The organism is Pseudomonas sp. p50(2008), assembly GCF_015351605.1.
GTDB lineage: Bacteria > Pseudomonadota > Gammaproteobacteria > Pseudomonadales > Pseudomonadaceae > Aquipseudomonas.
Window position 1 is genome coordinate 189,487 of the sequence record NZ_JACMYF010000009.1, and the last position, 18,560, is coordinate 208,046.

General features: G+C 47.9%; 14 protein-coding genes and 1 pseudogene. 12 read left to right on the forward strand and 3 right to left on the reverse strand.

Features of this window, described 5'->3' with window-relative positions; translation table 11 throughout:
• The 11 genes from H7698_RS24360 to H7698_RS24410 all read left to right on the forward strand — a co-directional run bounded on the left by H7698_RS24360 (position 1) and on the right by H7698_RS24410 (position 12,749).
• Positions 1-2,196, forward strand: coding sequence for a hypothetical protein (locus H7698_RS24360; RefSeq protein ID WP_194693012.1), 2,196 nt, complete (start codon positions 1-3; stop codon positions 2,194-2,196).
• Entirely contained in the window at positions 2,193-4,256 is a 2,064-nt protein-coding gene (locus H7698_RS24365; protein ID WP_194693013.1) for a tyrosine-type recombinase/integrase, read from the forward strand. Before H7698_RS24360 ends, H7698_RS24365 begins: the two co-directional genes overlap by 4 nt.
• On the forward strand, positions 4,253-5,248 hold the full coding sequence (locus tag H7698_RS24370) for a TetR/AcrR family transcriptional regulator (protein ID WP_194693014.1): 996 nt from the start codon (positions 4,253-4,255) through the stop codon (positions 5,246-5,248). The genes H7698_RS24365 and H7698_RS24370 overlap by 4 nt, the downstream gene beginning before the upstream one ends.
• Complete coding sequence (locus tag H7698_RS24375; RefSeq protein ID WP_194693015.1) at positions 5,248-6,528, forward strand: hypothetical protein; 1,281 nt, start codon at positions 5,248-5,250, stop codon at positions 6,526-6,528. The genes H7698_RS24370 and H7698_RS24375 overlap by 1 nt, the downstream gene beginning before the upstream one ends.
• 783 nt (positions 6,529-7,311) lie before the next feature.
• Positions 7,312-8,499, forward strand: coding sequence for a tyrosine-type recombinase/integrase (locus H7698_RS24380; RefSeq protein ID WP_194693016.1), 1,188 nt, complete (start codon positions 7,312-7,314; stop codon positions 8,497-8,499).
• An 84-nt stretch (positions 8,500-8,583) separates the two neighbouring features.
• Positions 8,584-9,171 carry a hypothetical protein gene (locus H7698_RS24385; protein ID WP_194693017.1) on the forward strand — a complete coding sequence of 196 codons (588 nt, stop codon included), beginning with the start codon at positions 8,584-8,586 and terminating at the stop codon, positions 9,169-9,171.
• A 170-nt stretch (positions 9,172-9,341) separates the two neighbouring features.
• On the forward strand, positions 9,342-9,878 hold the full coding sequence (locus tag H7698_RS24390) for a hypothetical protein (RefSeq protein WP_194693018.1): 537 nt from the start codon (positions 9,342-9,344) through the stop codon (positions 9,876-9,878).
• Positions 9,879-10,074: 196 nt separating this feature from the next.
• On the forward strand, positions 10,075-10,581 hold the full coding sequence (locus tag H7698_RS24395) for a hypothetical protein (RefSeq protein ID WP_194693019.1): 507 nt from the start codon (positions 10,075-10,077) through the stop codon (positions 10,579-10,581).
• A gap of 99 nt (positions 10,582-10,680) precedes the next feature.
• The gene (locus tag H7698_RS24400) at positions 10,681-11,370 is read left to right on the forward strand and encodes a hypothetical protein (protein ID WP_194693020.1); all 690 of its coding nucleotides are present in this window, start codon (positions 10,681-10,683) and stop codon (positions 11,368-11,370) included.
• A gap of 219 nt (positions 11,371-11,589) precedes the next feature.
• On the forward strand, positions 11,590-11,955 hold the full coding sequence (locus H7698_RS31935; RefSeq protein WP_194693021.1) for an MbcA/ParS/Xre antitoxin family protein: 366 nt from the start codon (positions 11,590-11,592) through the stop codon (positions 11,953-11,955).
• A 584-nt stretch (positions 11,956-12,539) separates the two neighbouring features.
• The gene (locus H7698_RS24410) at positions 12,540-12,749 is read left to right on the forward strand and encodes a hypothetical protein (RefSeq protein ID WP_194693022.1); all 210 of its coding nucleotides are present in this window, start codon (positions 12,540-12,542) and stop codon (positions 12,747-12,749) included.
• A gap of 487 nt (positions 12,750-13,236) precedes the next feature.
• Here H7698_RS24410 and H7698_RS24415 read toward each other — a convergent pair whose 3' ends face one another.
• From H7698_RS24415 to H7698_RS24420, 3 genes and pseudogenes are all read right to left on the reverse strand, one after another.
• Complete coding sequence (locus H7698_RS24415) at positions 13,237-15,201, reverse strand: tetratricopeptide repeat protein (RefSeq protein ID WP_208525833.1); 1,965 nt, start codon at positions 15,199-15,201, stop codon at positions 13,237-13,239.
• Positions 15,202-15,206: 5 nt separating this feature from the next.
• Positions 15,207-15,953 (reverse strand): ATP-binding protein, encoded by a 747-nt coding sequence (locus H7698_RS31190; RefSeq protein ID WP_208525834.1) that lies wholly within the window; start codon positions 15,951-15,953, stop codon positions 15,207-15,209.
• Positions 15,954-16,104: 151 nt separating this feature from the next.
• Positions 16,105-16,988: pseudogene (locus tag H7698_RS24420) on the reverse strand (IS5 family transposase).
• Positions 16,989-17,255: 267 nt separating this feature from the next.
• Here H7698_RS24420 and H7698_RS24425 point away from each other — a divergent pair.
• On the forward strand, positions 17,256-18,377 hold the full coding sequence (locus H7698_RS24425; RefSeq protein ID WP_194693023.1) for a hypothetical protein: 1,122 nt from the start codon (positions 17,256-17,258) through the stop codon (positions 18,375-18,377).
• Positions 18,378-18,560 lie beyond the last annotated feature (183 nt).

Genomic DNA, 18,560 nt, shown 5'->3' on the forward strand with positions numbered 1-18,560 from the left:
ATGGATCACTTATTCAAACCGAAGAAAGCAGTCTATGATGTAGCAGTATCCTCAGACGGCTTGTATATCGAATGCCTTTATCAGGGGCATCCGTTCTACGATCTAAGCAAGGCAATTTGCATTGCAATGCACTTGATCTTTCTCAAATACTGCCCAACAAGAAGCCGGGTTTCTGTCCTAGTTCTACGCCGTGCAATCGGACTTTTTTTTGACTTTGCACAAGAGTACAATTCCTACAACCCCTCAGAACTGAGGATCTCGACGATCACAGACATTAGCGCCGAAGTTTTCAAAGCCTTTGAAAACTTTCTACGCGAGAAAGACGAGAGGATGGAGAGCTCGGCTCGAATCAAAACTGCACTAAGGAATGCGGCATCACTTACTGATGCCATCCCAAATATCATGCTTCCTTATGCAGCGAGAGATAAGTCTCAGCCCCGAATGCCGCTGACTGACGCTGCTAACGAGATGCTTGCTGATGCATTTACTTCATGCATCGACGAGCTCTACGCCAAAATTGAGTTCCGAGATCTGGTTCATCAAGCAAAGGCATATACCTACGAGGAAATTATCGAGAAAATCTCGTATAGCCGGGAAACAATTTTCCAATGGCTGCAGTACCAATTTGACAACGATAAGAAAATTGACTTCCGCTCCCTCCACAAGAAGCTTGCTGATTCAAACGACCCCGCTTTTCAAAGCTTTGCCGCTCGCCCGGAATGGCGGAAAGAGTTCTTCAATGAATTTTTCAATCGTGGAAATGAGTTTATTTTTGAGAACCCTCAAAACCCCTACCGCTCCCAGAAAATTCTGAACTTCGAGCCTGACTTACCCAGGGTAATCAAAACGTTCCTCGACAATGGCTACCCCTTCGGAATGAAACTAGAGGAGATCGGCGAGAAATATGTCGCTAATGAGATATTTTCCCTGCATCAATGTAAAGACGTTATCCATCTACTGATTTACCGATGGCGCTCAGGTTACACCATTCCAGGCAGTGGCGCTTCACTGTTGTGGGATGAACTTTTGGGCATGTATTTCCCAACCATGGGAGACATGTCCTGCCTGATTCAGTTCATCATGCTCCAAACCAACTGGAACAAAGAAGCCGTCCTAGCTGTTGATCCCGAAAACTTCGAGCATGCGTTAACAGGCGCAATGGACGAAGACTGTGTAATGCTCCAGACCGAGAAGAATAAGAGCCAAGGAATCGACAAGCCCTACTACGCCCCTAAAGATATCCTGGCGGCCAGCAGCAGGTACGATAAATACTCAGCATGCAACCTTCTCCACCTAGCTATCGATCTGTCGTCGGTTTTGAAGGACTACGAATTCGACTATATCAAGCATGGAATGAGTAACGACGATTACAACCCTGCTTTTCTTTGCATCCGTTTCTACGCCGACTGGGTGAAGAAAGGCGGCCGTCATACCTCTGCCTCCAACGACAAGGCGTTCCTTCAAGGAATCAAACAGTTCCTCCAAAAATATCCCGTCTTTGAGAACGGGGAACAGTTGATGTCAGGCCAGGACTTGACCACCCGCCTTCGCCCCACATGGGTAAAGCTTCAAAAAGCCAAGAAGAATGTATCACACGGGCTGCTTGCTTTGATGCTGGGCCACTCCAGTCCTGAGACGACTGACGTTCACTACGATAACTCTCCCCTTGCTCAACAGGAGAGGTACGACAGGCTTGAGACAGAGATGGAGGCTATCGTGGCGCTGATGCTGTCGGGTCACTTCGAAGGCATGCTCGGTACACCACCTCAGGAAGCCGTGCAACTGCCATTCAAGGTCTTCCACATACCTGGCCAGGAGAAACCACTCTGGGCCTGCGCAAACCAACGCCAGCCCACCTGGCAAGGAGCGAGGCATCGCGTGCCCGAGGGGGAGCGGTGTTATGTAATCAGCAAATGCATGTTTTGCAGACAGTGCACAGTGTTCGAGGACTCCCTGCCGTATCTGGTAGAGCGTCGCATCCATGTCGAGGAGCTCATTGAGGATCAGCCAGAATCCAGCTCGGACTACAGTAGCAGCCACGAAATTGAGCTGATGAAGATCGATTCTATTCTCGATAACTGGACTGATGAACAATCCGTCCGAGAAGCAGTTCGTTACCAGCGTCGCAACACTCCCTTGTTGCCTCGCGATCTGAACTTTCTGCAACTGATACTCGAAGAAGAGGACAGGAAATGAATCAGGGCTCACCCAATGGCGATGACGATGACGATGACGATGACGACATCCAGCATGTCCTCGACGAAGCGCTAGATATCGATTTTTCGGACGATCTTGAGGATGCTGGGGAGCTAGAGCTTGAACGCCTGCTGTTAGAGTCCACTGGCACAGCGATCCAGACTGAAAGCACCTTGCTCAAAAAGCTGGCGCTGTACCCTAACGGGAATTTCCCGATATCGAAGTATTCGTTGTATAGCGATCCGAGCTGGATCATTTTCAAGAATGAAGATGGATCGGTGATGCGGATCAACTTTGATAGCCTGTCTGAACCCATGACTGCCATCAAAAAGTCGATTATGTATCACTTGATCCCAGAGTTTGCACCTTTTGCCGGGATTCGCGCCTACTCCACCAGCCGGGGCCATAGCCAGAAGTACAGCATCATCACGAAGTATGTCTTTATCGACAACCATCTGACGGGGGATGCCGAGTCATTATCTTTCATCACAGCGAAGCTCTTGAACAACGCGCTCGATCGAGCAAAGGACTCTGTAGCTTTTACGCATTACCATTACCTCTTCATGCAGATTCGGCTCTGGATATCGCTGAGCACCCAGCAGCTCATCCCAGTCGAGCACCGAATCTCAGTATCCGCGACAGCGATTGACACCCCAGAGCGAAAAAAAGACGTAATCGGCCATTTTAACGGCTCGGTTGCGTCTTGGGTGCCGTTTAAAGAGTCTGATCTCAAGAAAATGTTTGAGTACGCATCCTTCTGGACAGAGAAGGCTATGGCTCCCCTTCAAAAAGTCGCGGAGTTTGCCCAAGATCAAGGCTACTTAAACGTGAAGAGCAAAACGTTAGCCCGGTACCAAACAGACGTTAAGCTCGAAAAAAACTTGAACCTAACCATTGATGAAACAAGAATCGTCGAGGTAAAGAAAACTCGGAGAGAATATGAGTCTGGATTTTTCTGGAATTATTCTTGGTATTCGAGCGCTATAAAGTCTTTAGATTCCATTCGCTGCGCCATTTATATCCTGGTAGCCCTAGTTACCGGGCTACGGGTGAGCGAAATTGACATCTTAGAATTTAAACATGTAATCCTTGGCAAGGATGGGCGTTACAAGCTTCAAGTTACGCGCTACAAAACCAGCAAAGACCCCAACTACAAGGGGGACACGACGTTCATCCCAATCCCTAAATTCGTCGGCAAGAAAATCAAGGAATACGAGCAACTGCGTAAAAGTTTGAAAACCTACCGGGAAGGGTATCTTTTTCAGTCAGTGGTGAGCACCAAAAAAGTCAATAAACGTACCTCACTACGAATCGAGTACATTACTCAGAAAATCGAGGAGGAGCTCGGCATCGACCGCGTCCATACGCATCGATTCCGCAAAACCATCGCCGAGATATTGATCAACCGAAACGAACGGAACGTGGATATCATTCGACTTTTGTTTGGCCATGCCAGTTACGCTATGACGCTGCGGTATATCGGCAGGAACCCTTACATCGTCCAGAGCGTAGCTCAAGCAATCGAAAAGAACTATATCGAAGAGTTCATGGACATCGTCAGCTCGGTGAAAAACTCTAGTTCTTCTGGCGAAGGTGCACAGCGCATGTTGAACAAGATTGCCGCACGGCCTGAGGCATTTAGTGGCAAGCAGCTCAAGGTGACCATCTTCACCTATGTAACCCACTTACTCTCATCGGGCGAGCCGCTGTTTATCTATCGCACCGCTGTTGGCAGTTATTGCGTGACCACGGGACTTTACTCCTCGCCCTCGCTTCCACCCTGCCTTATCCACCATAAAGGCATTGTCAAAGACGCGTTGCCTGACCCCTTGTTCTGTGATCCCTCGTGCACTCATGCAGTCATTGTGGAAAAGGCTCAAAAGGCTTTGCAAGACAATGTGGATTTCTACCAGCACATGCTGACGGAAGCTGAAGCCAACTTGTCCGAGACCTCGAAAGCCATGCTTCGACAAAAAATTATTGATAACTCAAAACATCTCGAAAGGCTGAAAACCAACCGGTCTTACCAAGTCATACCTACAGTGGATGTCCAGGCATGAGCAGCCAAGAAACCCGCGATCGTTTGATCGCGATTATCAAAGAACACCAACTTCAACACGGCCAGTCTAAACTACCGGTATCTCAACTGGCTGATGCTGCGGGAATCAGCAGGCAAGCGTTCAACCGTTACTATGGCGATCTAAAGGAATATTCATTGGGCAAGGAGTCCATTGCGAAACTCCTCGTCGATGACAACGCCTCTCTAAGTCAGATTATCGAGAACAGCGAGGGTAAGCTTCAGCGTCTCCAACGAGCGTTCGCAGAGGCGCAAAAGGCGCATGAAAGAGAGCTTCAGTTAGTCACCAAGAATTATGTCTCAACCCTGATGAACAACGACGTCATGGCATTTGAGGCTGGCCAATTAACTTCAACGCTGACCAACCAAAGCAATCATAACGCCTTCCTCAACAAGAGGGTTACCGAGCTTGAGGTAAAAAATGCCAAGCTAACCATCGATGCCGTAGCCAGCGCTAATGCCGAACATGCTAACCACGCTGAAAAAACCGACAAAAATTTCACAACTTATTCACCAGATCTTGCGCCCGCAAATAAAGCATACGCCATCTCAAAGGATTTCAATCTCTACGAAGATGAAAAAGATGCAGCCATCTCGCGCATTTTCCAACAAATAAAAAAGCTTCCCAACCCAGAAAGCACTGACGTAGTATTTTTTCAAGAGCGTTATATCTCTGACTTTTCGTCTTTCTGCGCAAAACAACTTCCTTACATTAATCGTAAAATGGTCGTAATCCGCCTTCCGGTTTTTAGCCGCGAAGAACTGCAATTGCTAATGAGATCCCTTCAGCCGATATCCTCCATATCTATATGCGTTCCATTCACTGCTTCTGATGCAGTCACCTCCGCAAATCGAAAATTCCATTTTAGAGGTACTCCAAGCGAAGAGTTCACCGATGCGGACGCAGCTAAAATGCCACAACCAAACTGGGGATTTGAATCTATTCAGCTTTTCAAAGTCAGGCAGGGTGAATAATGTTAAATTTCAAATTCCACCCGATAAGCTATCATAGCACTGCGCTCGAAATAGATGTTACGCATCACATCATCATGGTGGACTATAAAAAAAAGCATCACCTGCTGAGCATCCCGAATCTGTATCTGTACGAAAAGACGAGATCGTCTAGTCAAACCTCTAAAAGGTATGCGACACTTATTACAAAGTTTTATAAATACCTTTCAAGAAAACCGGAATTTAAATCCATAAACCCTGGCGACTACCATATCCATGTAACCAATACCGACCTTCGTCAATGGCAGGTCTATCGACAAACTCTTAGACTGGCCAAAAACAGCATCCACCCTAGCTCAGAAACTATCTTCAACGACGCTTGCGTTGTACTCTATTTTTTCAAATGGCTACATTTAAAAAAAATATCGACAGGTGTAAAAATCCAATTGAGAACATGGGTAGCCAACTTCAAGGATCGGCGCCTACTGAGTTATATTGAGAAAAAAGCGAAAATTATTGCCAGCACATCCTCAATACGCGTATTGGACAAACAGAAGCAACAAAAAAAAGCAAGACAGTTAATATCAAATCGCGACATCCAAACTCTTATCAGCAGCTATGCTGACAAGGTTTACAACACGCTTTTCCAGTTCGCGCTCGCAACGGCAATGCGCCCCATGGAACTTGTACAATTTCCATATATGGGCAAAGGAAAAAATAGGCACATACTCCCATACAGTGAAATGAATGAAGAGCCCAAGACCTTTAAATATGAAGTATTGGGAAAGGGAAACAAACTTCGCAAAATCATCATTCCAGCTTATGCCTTAAAGATGATCGACGACGATTACACCAAAACCGAATACCCAATTAGAGCGAAACTGTACAAAGAGAAATATGGAAAAAACTGCCCTCTTTCGATCTTATTTTTAACATCTGAAGGCGAACCCGTCAGCGCAACTACGATTGCAAACGCGACGAATTACGCTAAAACCCTTGCGATCGAGAAGGATCCGGAATTTCTCCCAAGCAATATGTTTTACCACACTCGAAAATGGTGGCCGACCCTCATGATGATTCAACATCATGATGGAGACGGCATTCTCGAAAAGAATGCGGAGGTCATGGATCTCGCCATCACGCAAGTGATTGTGAATCAACTCGGGCATGAAAGCCCAACCACGACCTATCAGCATTACCTGGTATTGGGTCGTTTACTCGTTATGGCCAAAAAGGGCATCACTCATGAGCTCATCCATGAGAAGACTATTAATGTGCACGATGCTATCGCCGAGTATGGCTGATTGTCACAGCGGGCTATCCCCCCGTTACGTGTCTCTCGAGATAGTCGGAGCTCCCCCTCCGTTCGCCGGATCCAGCGTCGACGATTCAGCTCCGTACGTAAAGCCACGGCTAGCTAACGTACAGGATGTGCTGCTGTTTCTGATCAGTAGCACGGTCAAGCCATTCAGTAAGGGAACGGGTTGGCGGTAGGTTCATTTCCTACATATTATTCTCATGTACCGTTCCGGACTTTACGATTACGGCAAAAAAAATACCCCGATGCCTTCTCTCACTGCGCAAGAAGTCTGCCAAATACTCAGAGACGTCACGCTGAGTTGCAGGACGATGAAAAGAGCGTGCGCACAATCCTGGGACGAAGTCTTCGCCGGGCTTCCCACATCGAAATTAAAGGCTGGCGCCTCGTGATCTTTAACGATTGCGGCGAGCTTGATTAATGCGATGAGTGCATCAGTCCTGATGGCCGACCCTGGTCATTCGAGAGTGTCGTTCGTGATAGCGTTGACCCGCTTTTTTTGCTGAGCGCCCAGGAAAAGGATAGTGCTGGAGCAGCTTCTTCAACAGCTGTGAGCCGTGCATCCTGTCCCCTAAGAAATCTACTCCGATCCGCAGAGCAGTCTCTTGAACAGCGGAAACGTCTTCCATCGCAGGCCAAAGCAATGGGTATACTCTTCGAATACTCTAAAGCACTGAATTTAAATAACTTTTTACCGTTTGTCGCGTCACCTTTGACCTGAGGCTTTTTGTCGGCTTTTCTTCCACTACCCCTTTGGAGGGAAGCCGACATGCCCTTTTCAGACATTTTTCACCCTGAATGCGATCCCTTAGAACCTGATGACGCTCCCCATCACATGGTGTTCAGTTGTTTGCAGTGGAAAAGCCCAAACCTTGAGGTGATGCCTCAGGCAACCAAGCAGCGCATCGCTGTCATATACACCCAGCCTCTAGACCAGAGCTTCATCATCGAAACCCTGGAACGCGCATACCGTCAGGACGCCTTGTCCGGGGTACGACTGGTCGGCGCCCACAAGGACATGCTCAATATCTTTTTGAGCAACGATGTAGCTAGCAGCACCTTCCCTGCCATTGAGTCCTTGTGGTCTACGGTCAAAAAAATGGATCGCAATCAGCGTTTGGAAGTAAGTTTCGCGTGCGAAAACGAGCTTTATTCAGGGCGCTCCGATTATCCGTTTTGGCCACTTGCAAAAGAAATCTTAGAAGAGCACTTTTTAGGCATAGGGGGGGATCGGCTGCCCCCTTTTGCCCTCGAGGTAGATGGGAAGCTCACAGACGAAAATATGGAGTCCCAACTCAAAGCTGAACGTTTTGGGTTGTGTACGTCACCGACTCAGACGAGGCGCAAGGATATTCCTTGCGTTAAATGCGGTCTCGGCTCGAGTGTGGACAATCTGAGTCCAAAAGATCACCTTAAGCATTTTAAGCCGACTCCATTTAATCAGAGTGAACTGGAGGCTATTCGCCAAGCGGTCAAACGCGCCGGCAACCTCCGCGATGAGTGTTTGCATGAATTTTTGCTTATGGGGTTGCGAGTGAATGCACTGAGGGAAATGAAGGCTGGCGATGTACTTAATTTTCACTCGCAGGTAAAGGTCAAAGTACTATCATACAAACGCCGCCTCGGAAGCAGTATGGTAGTCTTAACTAACAATGCCGCGACTTTGATCACCCGATATCTCGAAGCAACAGGACTTTCTAAGGATGACTTTCTTTTCCCCTCTGACAAGGACAACAAGCGCCCAATAAGCCTTGTGGCCATGAAAAGGATTTTTTGCTTCTGGCTGATCGATGCAGTAATTGATAATCCACAAAGTCCTCTGAATAGCATCCGACAGTCCGTGACATCTACAATCTCAAGCGATCTAATGACTTCGGTGTTGAATGCTATGGGTCACTCTGCTCCTGAGATGTATAAGTATTACCTTTCTCTTCTCAGTAAAAAGCGAGACACCTAAAGCGCCAGCGTATAGCCATGGTTATTTGGTTGGGCAGTTCCACATCGAAACTCATCACCGTAGCGTCGCCATAGGGTGCGTATGATGATCTATTCCCGACTGCTTTATACAGAACATGAGCATCCCCACAATGAACATGGTGAGGGGGCATACACTATTTTCAGCACTCAGCAGACAAGGAATGTTAATTCCTTGCCTCTTAGTGCAGTATGTATTCAGAAGTTTGCTGTCCTTTGGGAAGGTCGCCCCGACACTCGAGTAATCGATTTGATTGAAGAATCAATCGTCAAAGGCGTGCTAGCCCCTGTAAAGCTGTTACATGCTTCTGAGGGCACACTTTTCATCGCATACGACTCCATGCTGGACGACGGCCACTATGAAGGGTTTGTAAACGCTTGGGCGGATATCGCATCTGGCGCTTTATATGACTGCTGGACGCCATTATCTATTGTTGATCTTAAAGTAACCAATCGAGTCGAGAGCTGTAGGCTGTTTAGAAATTACGCTCCCGAAATCTTGGAGAACAATGTATTAGGCATTACGGACTTCACATCCGATATGTTTCTGTTTTGGGATGAGTGGGATCCTGAAAATATTTTCGGATCAGAGCCTCAAGAAGGATCTATGGCTCGATGCGATTTTGATTCATTTGATGATGACATTAAATTTTAGTGCCAGCAGTCGAATATCTTCTTGTACGCGCCTCTTGCAGAGGACGGCTGTCGTGAACCACGCCTCGGCGCAGGCGCCGGTCATGGCCCTTCGGGCTTCCATCCTCGCGTCTGCGCGCTCCGCTTACCAGCAGCGCTCAAGCGGGTGCTACCAACTTTTAGGAGTAAAAAGTGATTACGCAGAAGAGACCGCCCTCAATCCGTACCTGCTCCCGCTTCTTCCAGCCGGAGTACGACATGGTCAGCGCGAAGAATGGTGAAGTCAAGTATACCGTTTACGCTGCACCTCAGCGCTTTAGTGAGCAGCTCGAAATGCAAGAACTTGGGCTGCAGCGGTTCGCAATCCTTTGGGACAAAAATCCGCAGTACGAGATTTTTGAGTTAATCGATCGGGCACTGGTAAGTGATCTTCTATCACCCGTTTTGATGCTTCATCTTTCCTCAGAAAGACTAACCATCATCGCTACCCTGCCGGAAGGTAAAAACGCTGAAGTAATTTCTTTGACTTACGATCGCCGGTGGAAGGAGTATCCCTTGAAAACCCAATGGCAAAGCTGGGATTTGCAGCGGCTAGGCCCAAATGACCTCCTTTCTTTGGAGACAAATAGCGTACTTCGTCTCAATGGGCCAGATATTTTGAGTACCGAAAACTTTGGAGTTTACCCTTATGAGGAGATGTATTTTGCCTTCAAGGATATTGAATTATAACGAAGTGAAAACTGACATTTCACTGTTTTGAAGCGCTAACAAATACCTGGCCTACTGAAGCAGATTAGGTGCAAGACACTTAACGCAACTCTATCACCGCAAACGAGGCCCGTCTTATGGAACATTCGTTAAGTACGACAATATCTTGCCGCGTGAAAAATACGGCAGCCGACACCTCTAACGACTGGAGCTTGCGATGATCCTTCCCCTTTTTCCCGCTGATCTTGAACGCCATAGAGGCATGAAGAAAGCTGCTCGCTTCATCATCAAAACCTGGCCTAGCTTAAAACCGATCATGCATACCCAAGCATTAGAACTGCTCGCTAAAGGTCTAGGCTACCGTAGCTTTAGTCACGCCACTCAGCTTGCATCGTCCTGGACTGATGCCAGACCTGACATCGATATCCATTCGATCGAGTGGAGTCTCTCGCATGTACTGAGCGATGAGTTTCAAGCTCCCGGAAACCCTCGCGTCAGCATCAACCTAGGCAATCTCTTCGCCTATATTCAAACCATCCCCTTGCACCAACTGACGGTCTTCAAGCGCTTTCCTGAGCTATTGGAGCGGAGGCATTCATTCCAGCTTCCTCCACACGACGCTCAATCACCATTCGGGAGGTATCAACATAGTGCAGTCATACCCTTGGCGGGTGACTGGCGGACTCACGACAACGATGACAGTGACGAGTCGGGCCAACCCTGATGAAACTCGAGTAACGGCTTCAATTACTGTAAGCCATGCGCGCCCTTCACAGGAACAGTGGCGAATGGGACACCAAATTGGCACAAGGAATTATAATTCTTGAATAACGACTACGTTGATAAGGCCAAAGGCCTTTTGTCTGAGATTGGCGTCCATCAGCCTTCGGAAGGTGTATGGGCATTCACGGATGCTCACACTGCCAGCCAAGCCTACATTCACCACTCGCTACAACCAGTCGCCCTTGCTGCATATGCGGCAGTTAACGCCACCTTTGCTGCTGGTCGTTTTCCCAACTGGATGTTGATCGATTTGGTGGATAAAGTGCCTTGCATGGACGGTGCTGAGCTTACTGCGCTGTCGATGGTTTGCGGGGCTTCCAACCCTACGCTCCCCAGTGCATCAGCGCGCGGGAATATCTTTGGGCAAGCAGTTTGTGACATCGTAGAGGCTTACTCGCTTGAGGCTTGTTTTCAACATGTTGCACGCGCCTATGGAAGCCCAGGCAGGCATTACAACTTACGGCCTCGCGGATTCGATTGGGCTGGCGGAGAAGAGCCCATCCCCGAAGAATTGAAAGCAATGCGCAAAAACTATCGCGCAATGTCTCCGCTGCAACAGGTCATGGTTTTAACGATCATGCATTTGTACCACCAGGGCAAAGACAAGGTTTATCTGACTGGGGGCTGTCCGACGAAAATTGCTGCCGCAGAGGCGATGGATATCCTTCGCAGAAATGGGCCGGCGCTCTCGGCCTGGGGCCACATGGTTACTCATTATGCGGGCTGTTGAGAGGCCATGGTTTCGGGCGTGCCCCTGGTCGGGGATGGCTGTCGTAAACCAAGCCTACGCGCAAGGCGCTGGTCTTGGCCCTTGCGGGCTTCCATCCGCACGCCTGCGCGCTCCGCTTGCCTGGGCCTCGCTTTCTGGGGGCTGTAACGTAGTTTTGTGCGCTGTAACGTATGCAGTGTTACAAAGTACAAAACTACGTTACAGCTCAAATGGTGGAGCATGAAATCAGTCACATCGAGCACTGCAAACGCTGTACTTGGCAAAGCATTTATTCGGGCTGGCGAAGGCTTCGGGCTTGATGACTCTGAACTATCAGCTGTTTTGGGCGAGCAGGTATCCACTGTCCTGCATCTACGTCACGGACATGAACTGCTTCAACCTGGCACCGAAGCGTGGAGCCGGGCTTTGCTTTTGGTTGATTTGTATCAGTCATTGCTCGCGCTCGTAGGAACCGAGCAGAATGCAAAGATCTGGCTAAGCAGTCAGAATCGAGGACTGAGTGGTCGACCGCGTGATCTCATCACATGCCGAATGGGACTGGAGCAAGTAGTTCAGTATTTGGCTGCTACTCGCTCACTCATTTAACATCTTCTGCACATCGCTGAAAATGGTGCCATGGGACACGAAATCAGGAGTGCGGCATGAAGTGGTGCAGCGATTGATAGGATTCTTTTGTCGAGACAACAGATCACGTCGCGAGCAAGCCAAAGAACGCGCGTTCATCACCGCTCTCAATAATCTGCAGTCTCTTCGCGTGACACCGGACGGCGGCATGTCGATAGACCCTGATGAGATACGAGAGCGAGTGATAGCGAGTCGACGGTCACTCAAACGATTCGTGCGATGATCATCTGCGGTCTTGCTGGCGGAATGAGCCGAGCCGTCGGCTCGAAGGAGCGACGGTAGGACGGCATTGGATCTTGGTCGTCTACCGGGTTGTGAACTACACCAGCTCCCCCATTTCTCCATTTCCAATCGGCTATCTGAACAAAAACAATTTCTACTTGCCGGGAATCGGTATTTTTCGCTCTGCGTTTGGAGACAGCAGCATTTCGCACCAGGGAATCATCCTTAGTCGCGACCAAGCTCAAGACTTGTGCAACGAGCTGATTCCACTCTGAATTTCACCTGTTGTTATGCTGTTGTTCCCAACATGGAGGTGAAACCAAATGCACGCTGAGTATTCGCTATCAGATTTACTGGAAAGACTGTACCAAAACCAGTTGGCCCTTGAGTCCGCCCTGATGGAGCTGACCCTCCAGGTAGAAGCCCAGGGACATGCGGAAGTCGGAGACAACGTCCGTGGTGCGCTTTACACAATTGGTGAGAACGCTGGTCACATCAAGCAAGGTCTAGCCCGGCTCAAAAAGTTCCCATGACCCAGCCGCTCTTCGATTTAGATCTCAAACGCGTTTCGCTTGAGCATTACATTAATGGGAAAGCTGGTTTTAGTTTTCTGCATTCTTAAAGCAAAACTTTTTTGGGGGAGGGGGCAAATTTTCGTACTTTGATCGGAAGTCGGGCGTAGTGAAGGTGTGTCTTGTAGGTATACGCTATCATGAACCACTTGCCCATTTTGCGACGAGGGCGTTATTGACATCGATAATCAGCTGACTAAGCTCGCTAACCTGTAAAGGGTCAACAGCTAGTATTAACGGCAACACTGATTTAATACGCGTGCTGACTTGGGAGTAAATCGCCAAGTCAACACGGCTCAAGTAAAAGTAGTGGGTGGCAAATCTGATCGGATCAACGATATATCAGTAACGGGGCCAGTCGGGTGCCTACTCTATCACCCATTAATTTAGTGCTTGCGAACATTGTCACGATTGTAACCTCCAGGCAAAATAAGTGCATTCATGATGTCTAGAGTTTCTGTATTGCAAGGGCACAGCTTCCTTTATCATACGCGCCTTCTACAAAAGAAACTTTTACATTTAAGTAATCTATATCCAGCATGTTATTCGGCTCGAGTTCCTTTCGATGAAAAAACAAAGTTCGGTTTTCCGAATTATATATAAATCCGTAAGAAACCCCAGTATTAGATCTCACAACCCGCACCACAGTGCCTTCAACTCGAGCCCCGGTAAGCTTGGGCTTTGGTGGAGAAATCCTTTGCAGAATTTCATCTGCTTTATATGCGTTCTCAGTCCCACATATAGATTTATATTTTTCAAGCCCCGCTTTCAATGTTTGCAGGGATTTAGCATTGAAATATGAAAAGCGATCATCAATGGTACTTAAAATCTCCAAAGATAGGCTGGTGTCGGCTGTCTTTTTATAAAATGCCTCAGACTCCAGTAAGATTTGGCATAACTTATTTACTGTTCCGTCATCAAAATCTTTAGTGTGAATAGCACCTGAGAGTATACTGACGGCACGCCCGATATTTGTTTTTGCTGACGACCAGTCGTCGTCTCTGATGGATTGTGCGGCCATGCGCTTATAGCAGTTTGATGCTTGGTCATATGTGCTAATTCTAAATTTTCTATGCCTGGCGTTTTGTTCTGGGAGTAACTCCTCATAAAGATTAGCTGCAAGAGAATAATCACCATTCAGGGTTAATACCCACGCTTTGCAGGTTCTTAATGCAATGTCGGAAGGGTCAATCGACAGCGCCTTGTTTATTTGTTCCTTGGCCCGAACAAAATCATCTTCATGAATCAAGAATTGTGCATATGCATAACGAGCAATGGCGGATTGCGGATTGTACTCGACTGCTTTTTCAAGTTCCGCCTCAGCTTTAAATGGCGAAGTGTCCTTAAGAATGTAACTATGTATTCGATAACACTCCGAAAATTCCGGCATTATGCTTTTGGCTGATTTTATATATTCCTCTGCAATTGGAGTATTGCCTTTTCGAGCTTCAACCAAAGCTTTCTTCAAATAAATCGCACAAATTTTTTCGTCGCGATTAGACCATGCTATTGCATTCAAGTCGTAATTATAATGATTTTGTATTAGGTTGGACTCTTCTAGGATCCTAGAAAGTTCCTTTCTCTTGTTTTTCACCAGCTGATAGAGCTCATCGGGAACTGGCCTTATCGTGTTGATGTATTCTTCCGCAACACCAGTAAGTCCATACAAGCGACTTTCTTGGTTGTTATTATCCAGTACAGACTCCAGCATGCTCGAGTTATACAGTTGATTTAAAGCTTCCTCAATGGCTGCCTCTGATTCTTCGTCTAGGAAGAAGCGAAGCTCAACTGCGGATACAGGCTTTCGTAAGCAAGCGATAATAGATATCACTTTCGTTTCAATAGGGCCTAATCGGTCATATAGGTTCTCAAAACAAAATCTCAGTGCATCCTTGAAGTTTACACCTTCTTTATTTATCAAATCGGCAGGGCTGTTTCCAGCCGCTACTGCTAGAACGTACCATTTTATCAGGAGCGGGTTGTTGTAAAGTCTCATGCAGAGTTGCTTCAATGCTTCATTTTTCTTCGTGGCGAGGGACTCAAGATTGAGGAGTCTCGACATATTTCGCATAAGTTCAATTGACGGCTTGTCATCCAATTTGTCTAGCTTATAGCGATATTCAATTTCACCCAGACCCATTCTCGTAGTTATAAGAACTCGAGATTTATTTGGAATGTTCGCTAAAAACTCTCTTACCTCTGTAGATGAGATGGTTTCAAGGTTATCAATGCACAATAAGGTTCTGAATTCAGTCATGTATTCAGAAACTTCAATTAACGCAGACTCCAAAGTTTCCGTCGCCCCCCCGCCGAGATTTTTACTTATATCTTGAAATAGACCTGAACTGGAACTGATAGCGTTCTGGATTTGTTCTACGCCGGTGACTGTTAGCCTGTTCGTCTTTAGGGACACCCAAACTATAATCTCATAAAGCGGGGGGGGGCTTGGTTTTCATCCTCACAAATTTCTAGGATGTCATATAGGCATCGTTGTGCGAGCGCTGTTTTACCTATTCCACCCTCACCAACTATCGAAATTACTTTGGTATTCGAAGCTAGAAGCCTGTTTATCGATTTCCTATCCTTGTCTCTCCCCATAAAGCCGGTTTCATCAAACTCGGGAAGAGGAAGGTTGTTATATATAGACTTCTTTGAGGTGCGCCAAAAGTCAGGAATATTTAACGATAATGCGAAAGCCGGGTTGTCGAGGTTTTTTCGCGCTTCGTTAATATTCTTCCAGTCCTGCCTGTAACCTTTGCTTGTGAGGTCTTGAGTGAAGTCAAGTAAATCTATAAAATCGTTGGGCTCGAGCGGGCGTGAGTGGCACACGCGATTGCGGCATCTGGAGAGCTTTTCTAGTTGCGCGGCTATATGCTTTATATCATCTTTCGTAAACGCATCTTGCTTTTCACTTATTTTGTTTAATATCTTGCTTAGGTCATAAAAGTCGATAAAATCTAGGAGGTCTGATAGTTCGATTTCAGATGAGATGGGGTTCTTTTTGTGCTCTAAATACCTTGTCCTTGCTGAAGTAACAACATCTTCTGGTAGCGCACCTTCATATCCATCTTTCAGTTGAAAAGTTATTATATTTCTGAGGTCAGACTCTATAGCGGATATCAGCGAAAAACATGACATCCGTGTTGCGTAATTTCGACTACCCATGTGAGGCCTCGTAGAAAGCATACTGGGCGCGGGGTGGGCTTCCGCACTTTATTATTAATTAAGTAAGTTATTTAGAATTATCTCCCCGTCCCTCTGCAGCTGGGGCGTACAAGAAGATTATCATCATCGTGAACGCTGGGTGCTCACTGTTTTACCCATCAAGGTGCGAATTCTCTGCGCCACTGCTTTTGTACGAGAAGAATTGCCGCATGCACCGTAGGCTGCAGGCCAGAGTGACCATGGCTGCAAAGCTGCTGGCCAGCTTGTCGTAGCGAGTGCCTATTCTGCGGTTCTCCTTTAGCCAGCCAGACATCCGTTCAATGATGTTCCGCTGCCGATACTATGGACGATCAAAGAGTCGGGGCAACCCAGGCCGGGGTTTGCGTGGCATGGCGCGCAGCGGAATCACCGGCTGCATTCGGTAACGATCATAGTAGTCACGCAGGTGCTCTGCGTCATAGCCTTTGTCTGCCAGTAACCAGCGACTGCGTTTGCATGGTCGCCCCGGCTTGCCGGGAATTCGTACCTGATACAGTAACGGCTGGGCGTGGGTGATATTGCTGGCTTGTCCCGGTGAAAGCATGAAGCGCAAGGGAACGTCATTGGCGTCGCTGACCATGTGAATCTTGGTTGTCAGGCCGCCTCGACTGCGACCTAAGGCATGATCTAGCGGTTCTTCAGGCCCCCTTTTTTCCCGGTGCCTGAAGAGGCTCGGGTTGCACGCACCGCCGTGGAATCGATCATCCAGGTGTCCAAGTCGATCAGTCCTTCCCGGTTCAGCCGAATGTGTAAGCGCTTGAGTATTCGATCAAACGTACCGTCATCGCGCCAGTCACGAAAACGCTGATACACCGTCGACCAAGGCCCAAAGCGTTCCGGCAGGTCACGCCAGGCAGCGCCCGAGCACAGGATCCACAGGACTCCATGCAGTACCAGACGATCATCACTGCGTGGCCGACCCATTTTCTGCTCTGGAGAAACCAGATCCTTGATCAATTCCCACGATGCGTCGGAGAGTTCGTAACGCTTTGCCATGCGGGCCTCCAGCCAATCATGGCGGCATTTCTACCAGCACCGACTTTCGTACAAAACTTAGCGGTCGAATTATGGTCGGTCACAACGACTTCCGCCGCCTCGTATCGAGATACACGTGATGCCCGACAGAGCGCACGGAGGCCCGACTGATCCGGGTGATTCCTGAAGCCTAAATATCTAAGAATCAATGTGGACGCGTGTAGCGAATACTTTGCCCTTTTTGCTCGTAAACGGGGTGCTGTTGAGCTTGATCGGTTGGTAGCAGATATGATGGCGTCATTCGCAGGCTATTTTTCCGGAATCTCCATGCAATCATTTGAGTTTCAACGCACGATCGAACGTTTCTTCGGCGAATCCGAGAAATTTCAACCATTCATTACTGTCGTAGCTGAGCTTGCGAAAACGGCGGATGGCATGACTGATTTTATAAAAAGGATTTCGCTCGGTGGAAGCTCACAAAACGATGGTGCAGCACACCTCCACAACCACCTTGCACGAGTACACCAATCAACCTCCAGCATAAGTCAGCGACAATTCTTCAAAGCTCTAGAGCACTTCCAGAGCGCCCTCTCTCAGTTTCAACCTGCTCAATCGCAAAACTCAGACCTGATCCCTGACTTAAGGCACGAGATTGAAAGATTTTCAGACCTGTATGATGTATTCATCACCAACGGCTCGGGTGTCAATGCTCTTCCGGTAATTCTCGCTGCTCGAGACCTGAACAACAAATTTCTGACACTGATGGGCTCACTCCAGATGGTTGATGAGTTTGTCGGCAACCATGACATTGCAGGCAGCGCCGAAGCAGCACTAGCCATTTGGTTACCTGCACACTTCGATCTTGGGGATTTCGCTCGCCGTTTACTCGCGGTGCAAGGTCTCTACAGCGAGCTGTGCATGTTGCTCTCGGTGTCTGAGAGCGAGCATCCATTGCGCGTTTCGAAAATCGAATCGGGAAGTTTATGGGCAAAGCTTTTCGGAGAGTCTCGAGTGATTGGCCTGCTCGTGTCTTTCGTCCAAGAAACAGCTTCGTGGATGTACCGAAATTTCACTGCAGAAGGAAAAGTCTCAGCGATCCCTTTAAAGATTGAGGCCATCGACGCCTTGCTAGGGCTTACATCCAGGCTTAAAGAAGCCGGTATAAACACTTCAGAGATGGAGGCACATATCGAAAAATCTGCGTTCAAAATCTCTAGAGATCTGACCGCTCTCTTGGACGGACAGGCAAGTATTACTGTGAACGATAAAACCATTTCTGCAGGTGCCGAACTCACCAAAGCTATAAGTCAACAGGCTATGACACCCCGGATAGGCAGTTCGGGAATCGACACTCCGACCGGGGCATCGTCGCTCCTTGCAGTAGATGACTCGAATGCTAACGGTAAGTAGTTATGCTGATGCCAATGCTCATTCGCTTCGACAGGTACGATAGTAATGATTGAAGCGCCTCCTCTCGCTGCCCAAGAGGTTTCCCTGGTTCTAAAGGACGTAGCACTGGGCGTGCACCCGATGCACAGAGTTGGTCAGCTATCGTGGCGCGAGATCTATGCAGGCACAGTCCGTTGAGGTCGA

What these genes read in the sequence shown, in the direction of transcription:
- H7698_RS24360 (WP_194693012.1), top strand. Translation starts at nt 1, where the DNA reads ATGGATCACTTATTCAAACCGAAGAAAGCAGTCTATGATGTAGCAGTA.
- H7698_RS24365 (WP_194693013.1), top strand. Translation starts at nt 2,193, where the DNA reads ATGAATCAGGGCTCACCCAATGGCGATGACGATGACGATGACGATGAC.
- H7698_RS24370 (WP_194693014.1), top strand. Translation starts at nt 4,253, where the DNA reads ATGAGCAGCCAAGAAACCCGCGATCGTTTGATCGCGATTATCAAAGAA.
- H7698_RS24375 (WP_194693015.1), top strand. Translation starts at nt 5,248, where the DNA reads ATGTTAAATTTCAAATTCCACCCGATAAGCTATCATAGCACTGCGCTC.
- H7698_RS24380 (WP_194693016.1), top strand. Translation starts at nt 7,312, where the DNA reads ATGCCCTTTTCAGACATTTTTCACCCTGAATGCGATCCCTTAGAACCT.
- H7698_RS24385 (WP_194693017.1), top strand. Translation starts at nt 8,584, where the DNA reads ATGATCTATTCCCGACTGCTTTATACAGAACATGAGCATCCCCACAAT.
- H7698_RS24395 (WP_194693019.1), top strand. Translation starts at nt 10,075, where the DNA reads ATGATCCTTCCCCTTTTTCCCGCTGATCTTGAACGCCATAGAGGCATG.
- H7698_RS31935 (WP_194693021.1), top strand. Translation starts at nt 11,590, where the DNA reads ATGAAATCAGTCACATCGAGCACTGCAAACGCTGTACTTGGCAAAGCA.
- H7698_RS24410 (WP_194693022.1), top strand. Translation starts at nt 12,540, where the DNA reads ATGCACGCTGAGTATTCGCTATCAGATTTACTGGAAAGACTGTACCAA.
- H7698_RS31190 (WP_208525834.1), bottom strand. Translation starts at nt 15,953, where the DNA reads ATGGGTAGTCGAAATTACGCAACACGGATGTCATGTTTTTCGCTGATA.
- H7698_RS24425 (WP_194693023.1), top strand. Translation starts at nt 17,256, where the DNA reads ATGATGGCGTCATTCGCAGGCTATTTTTCCGGAATCTCCATGCAATCA.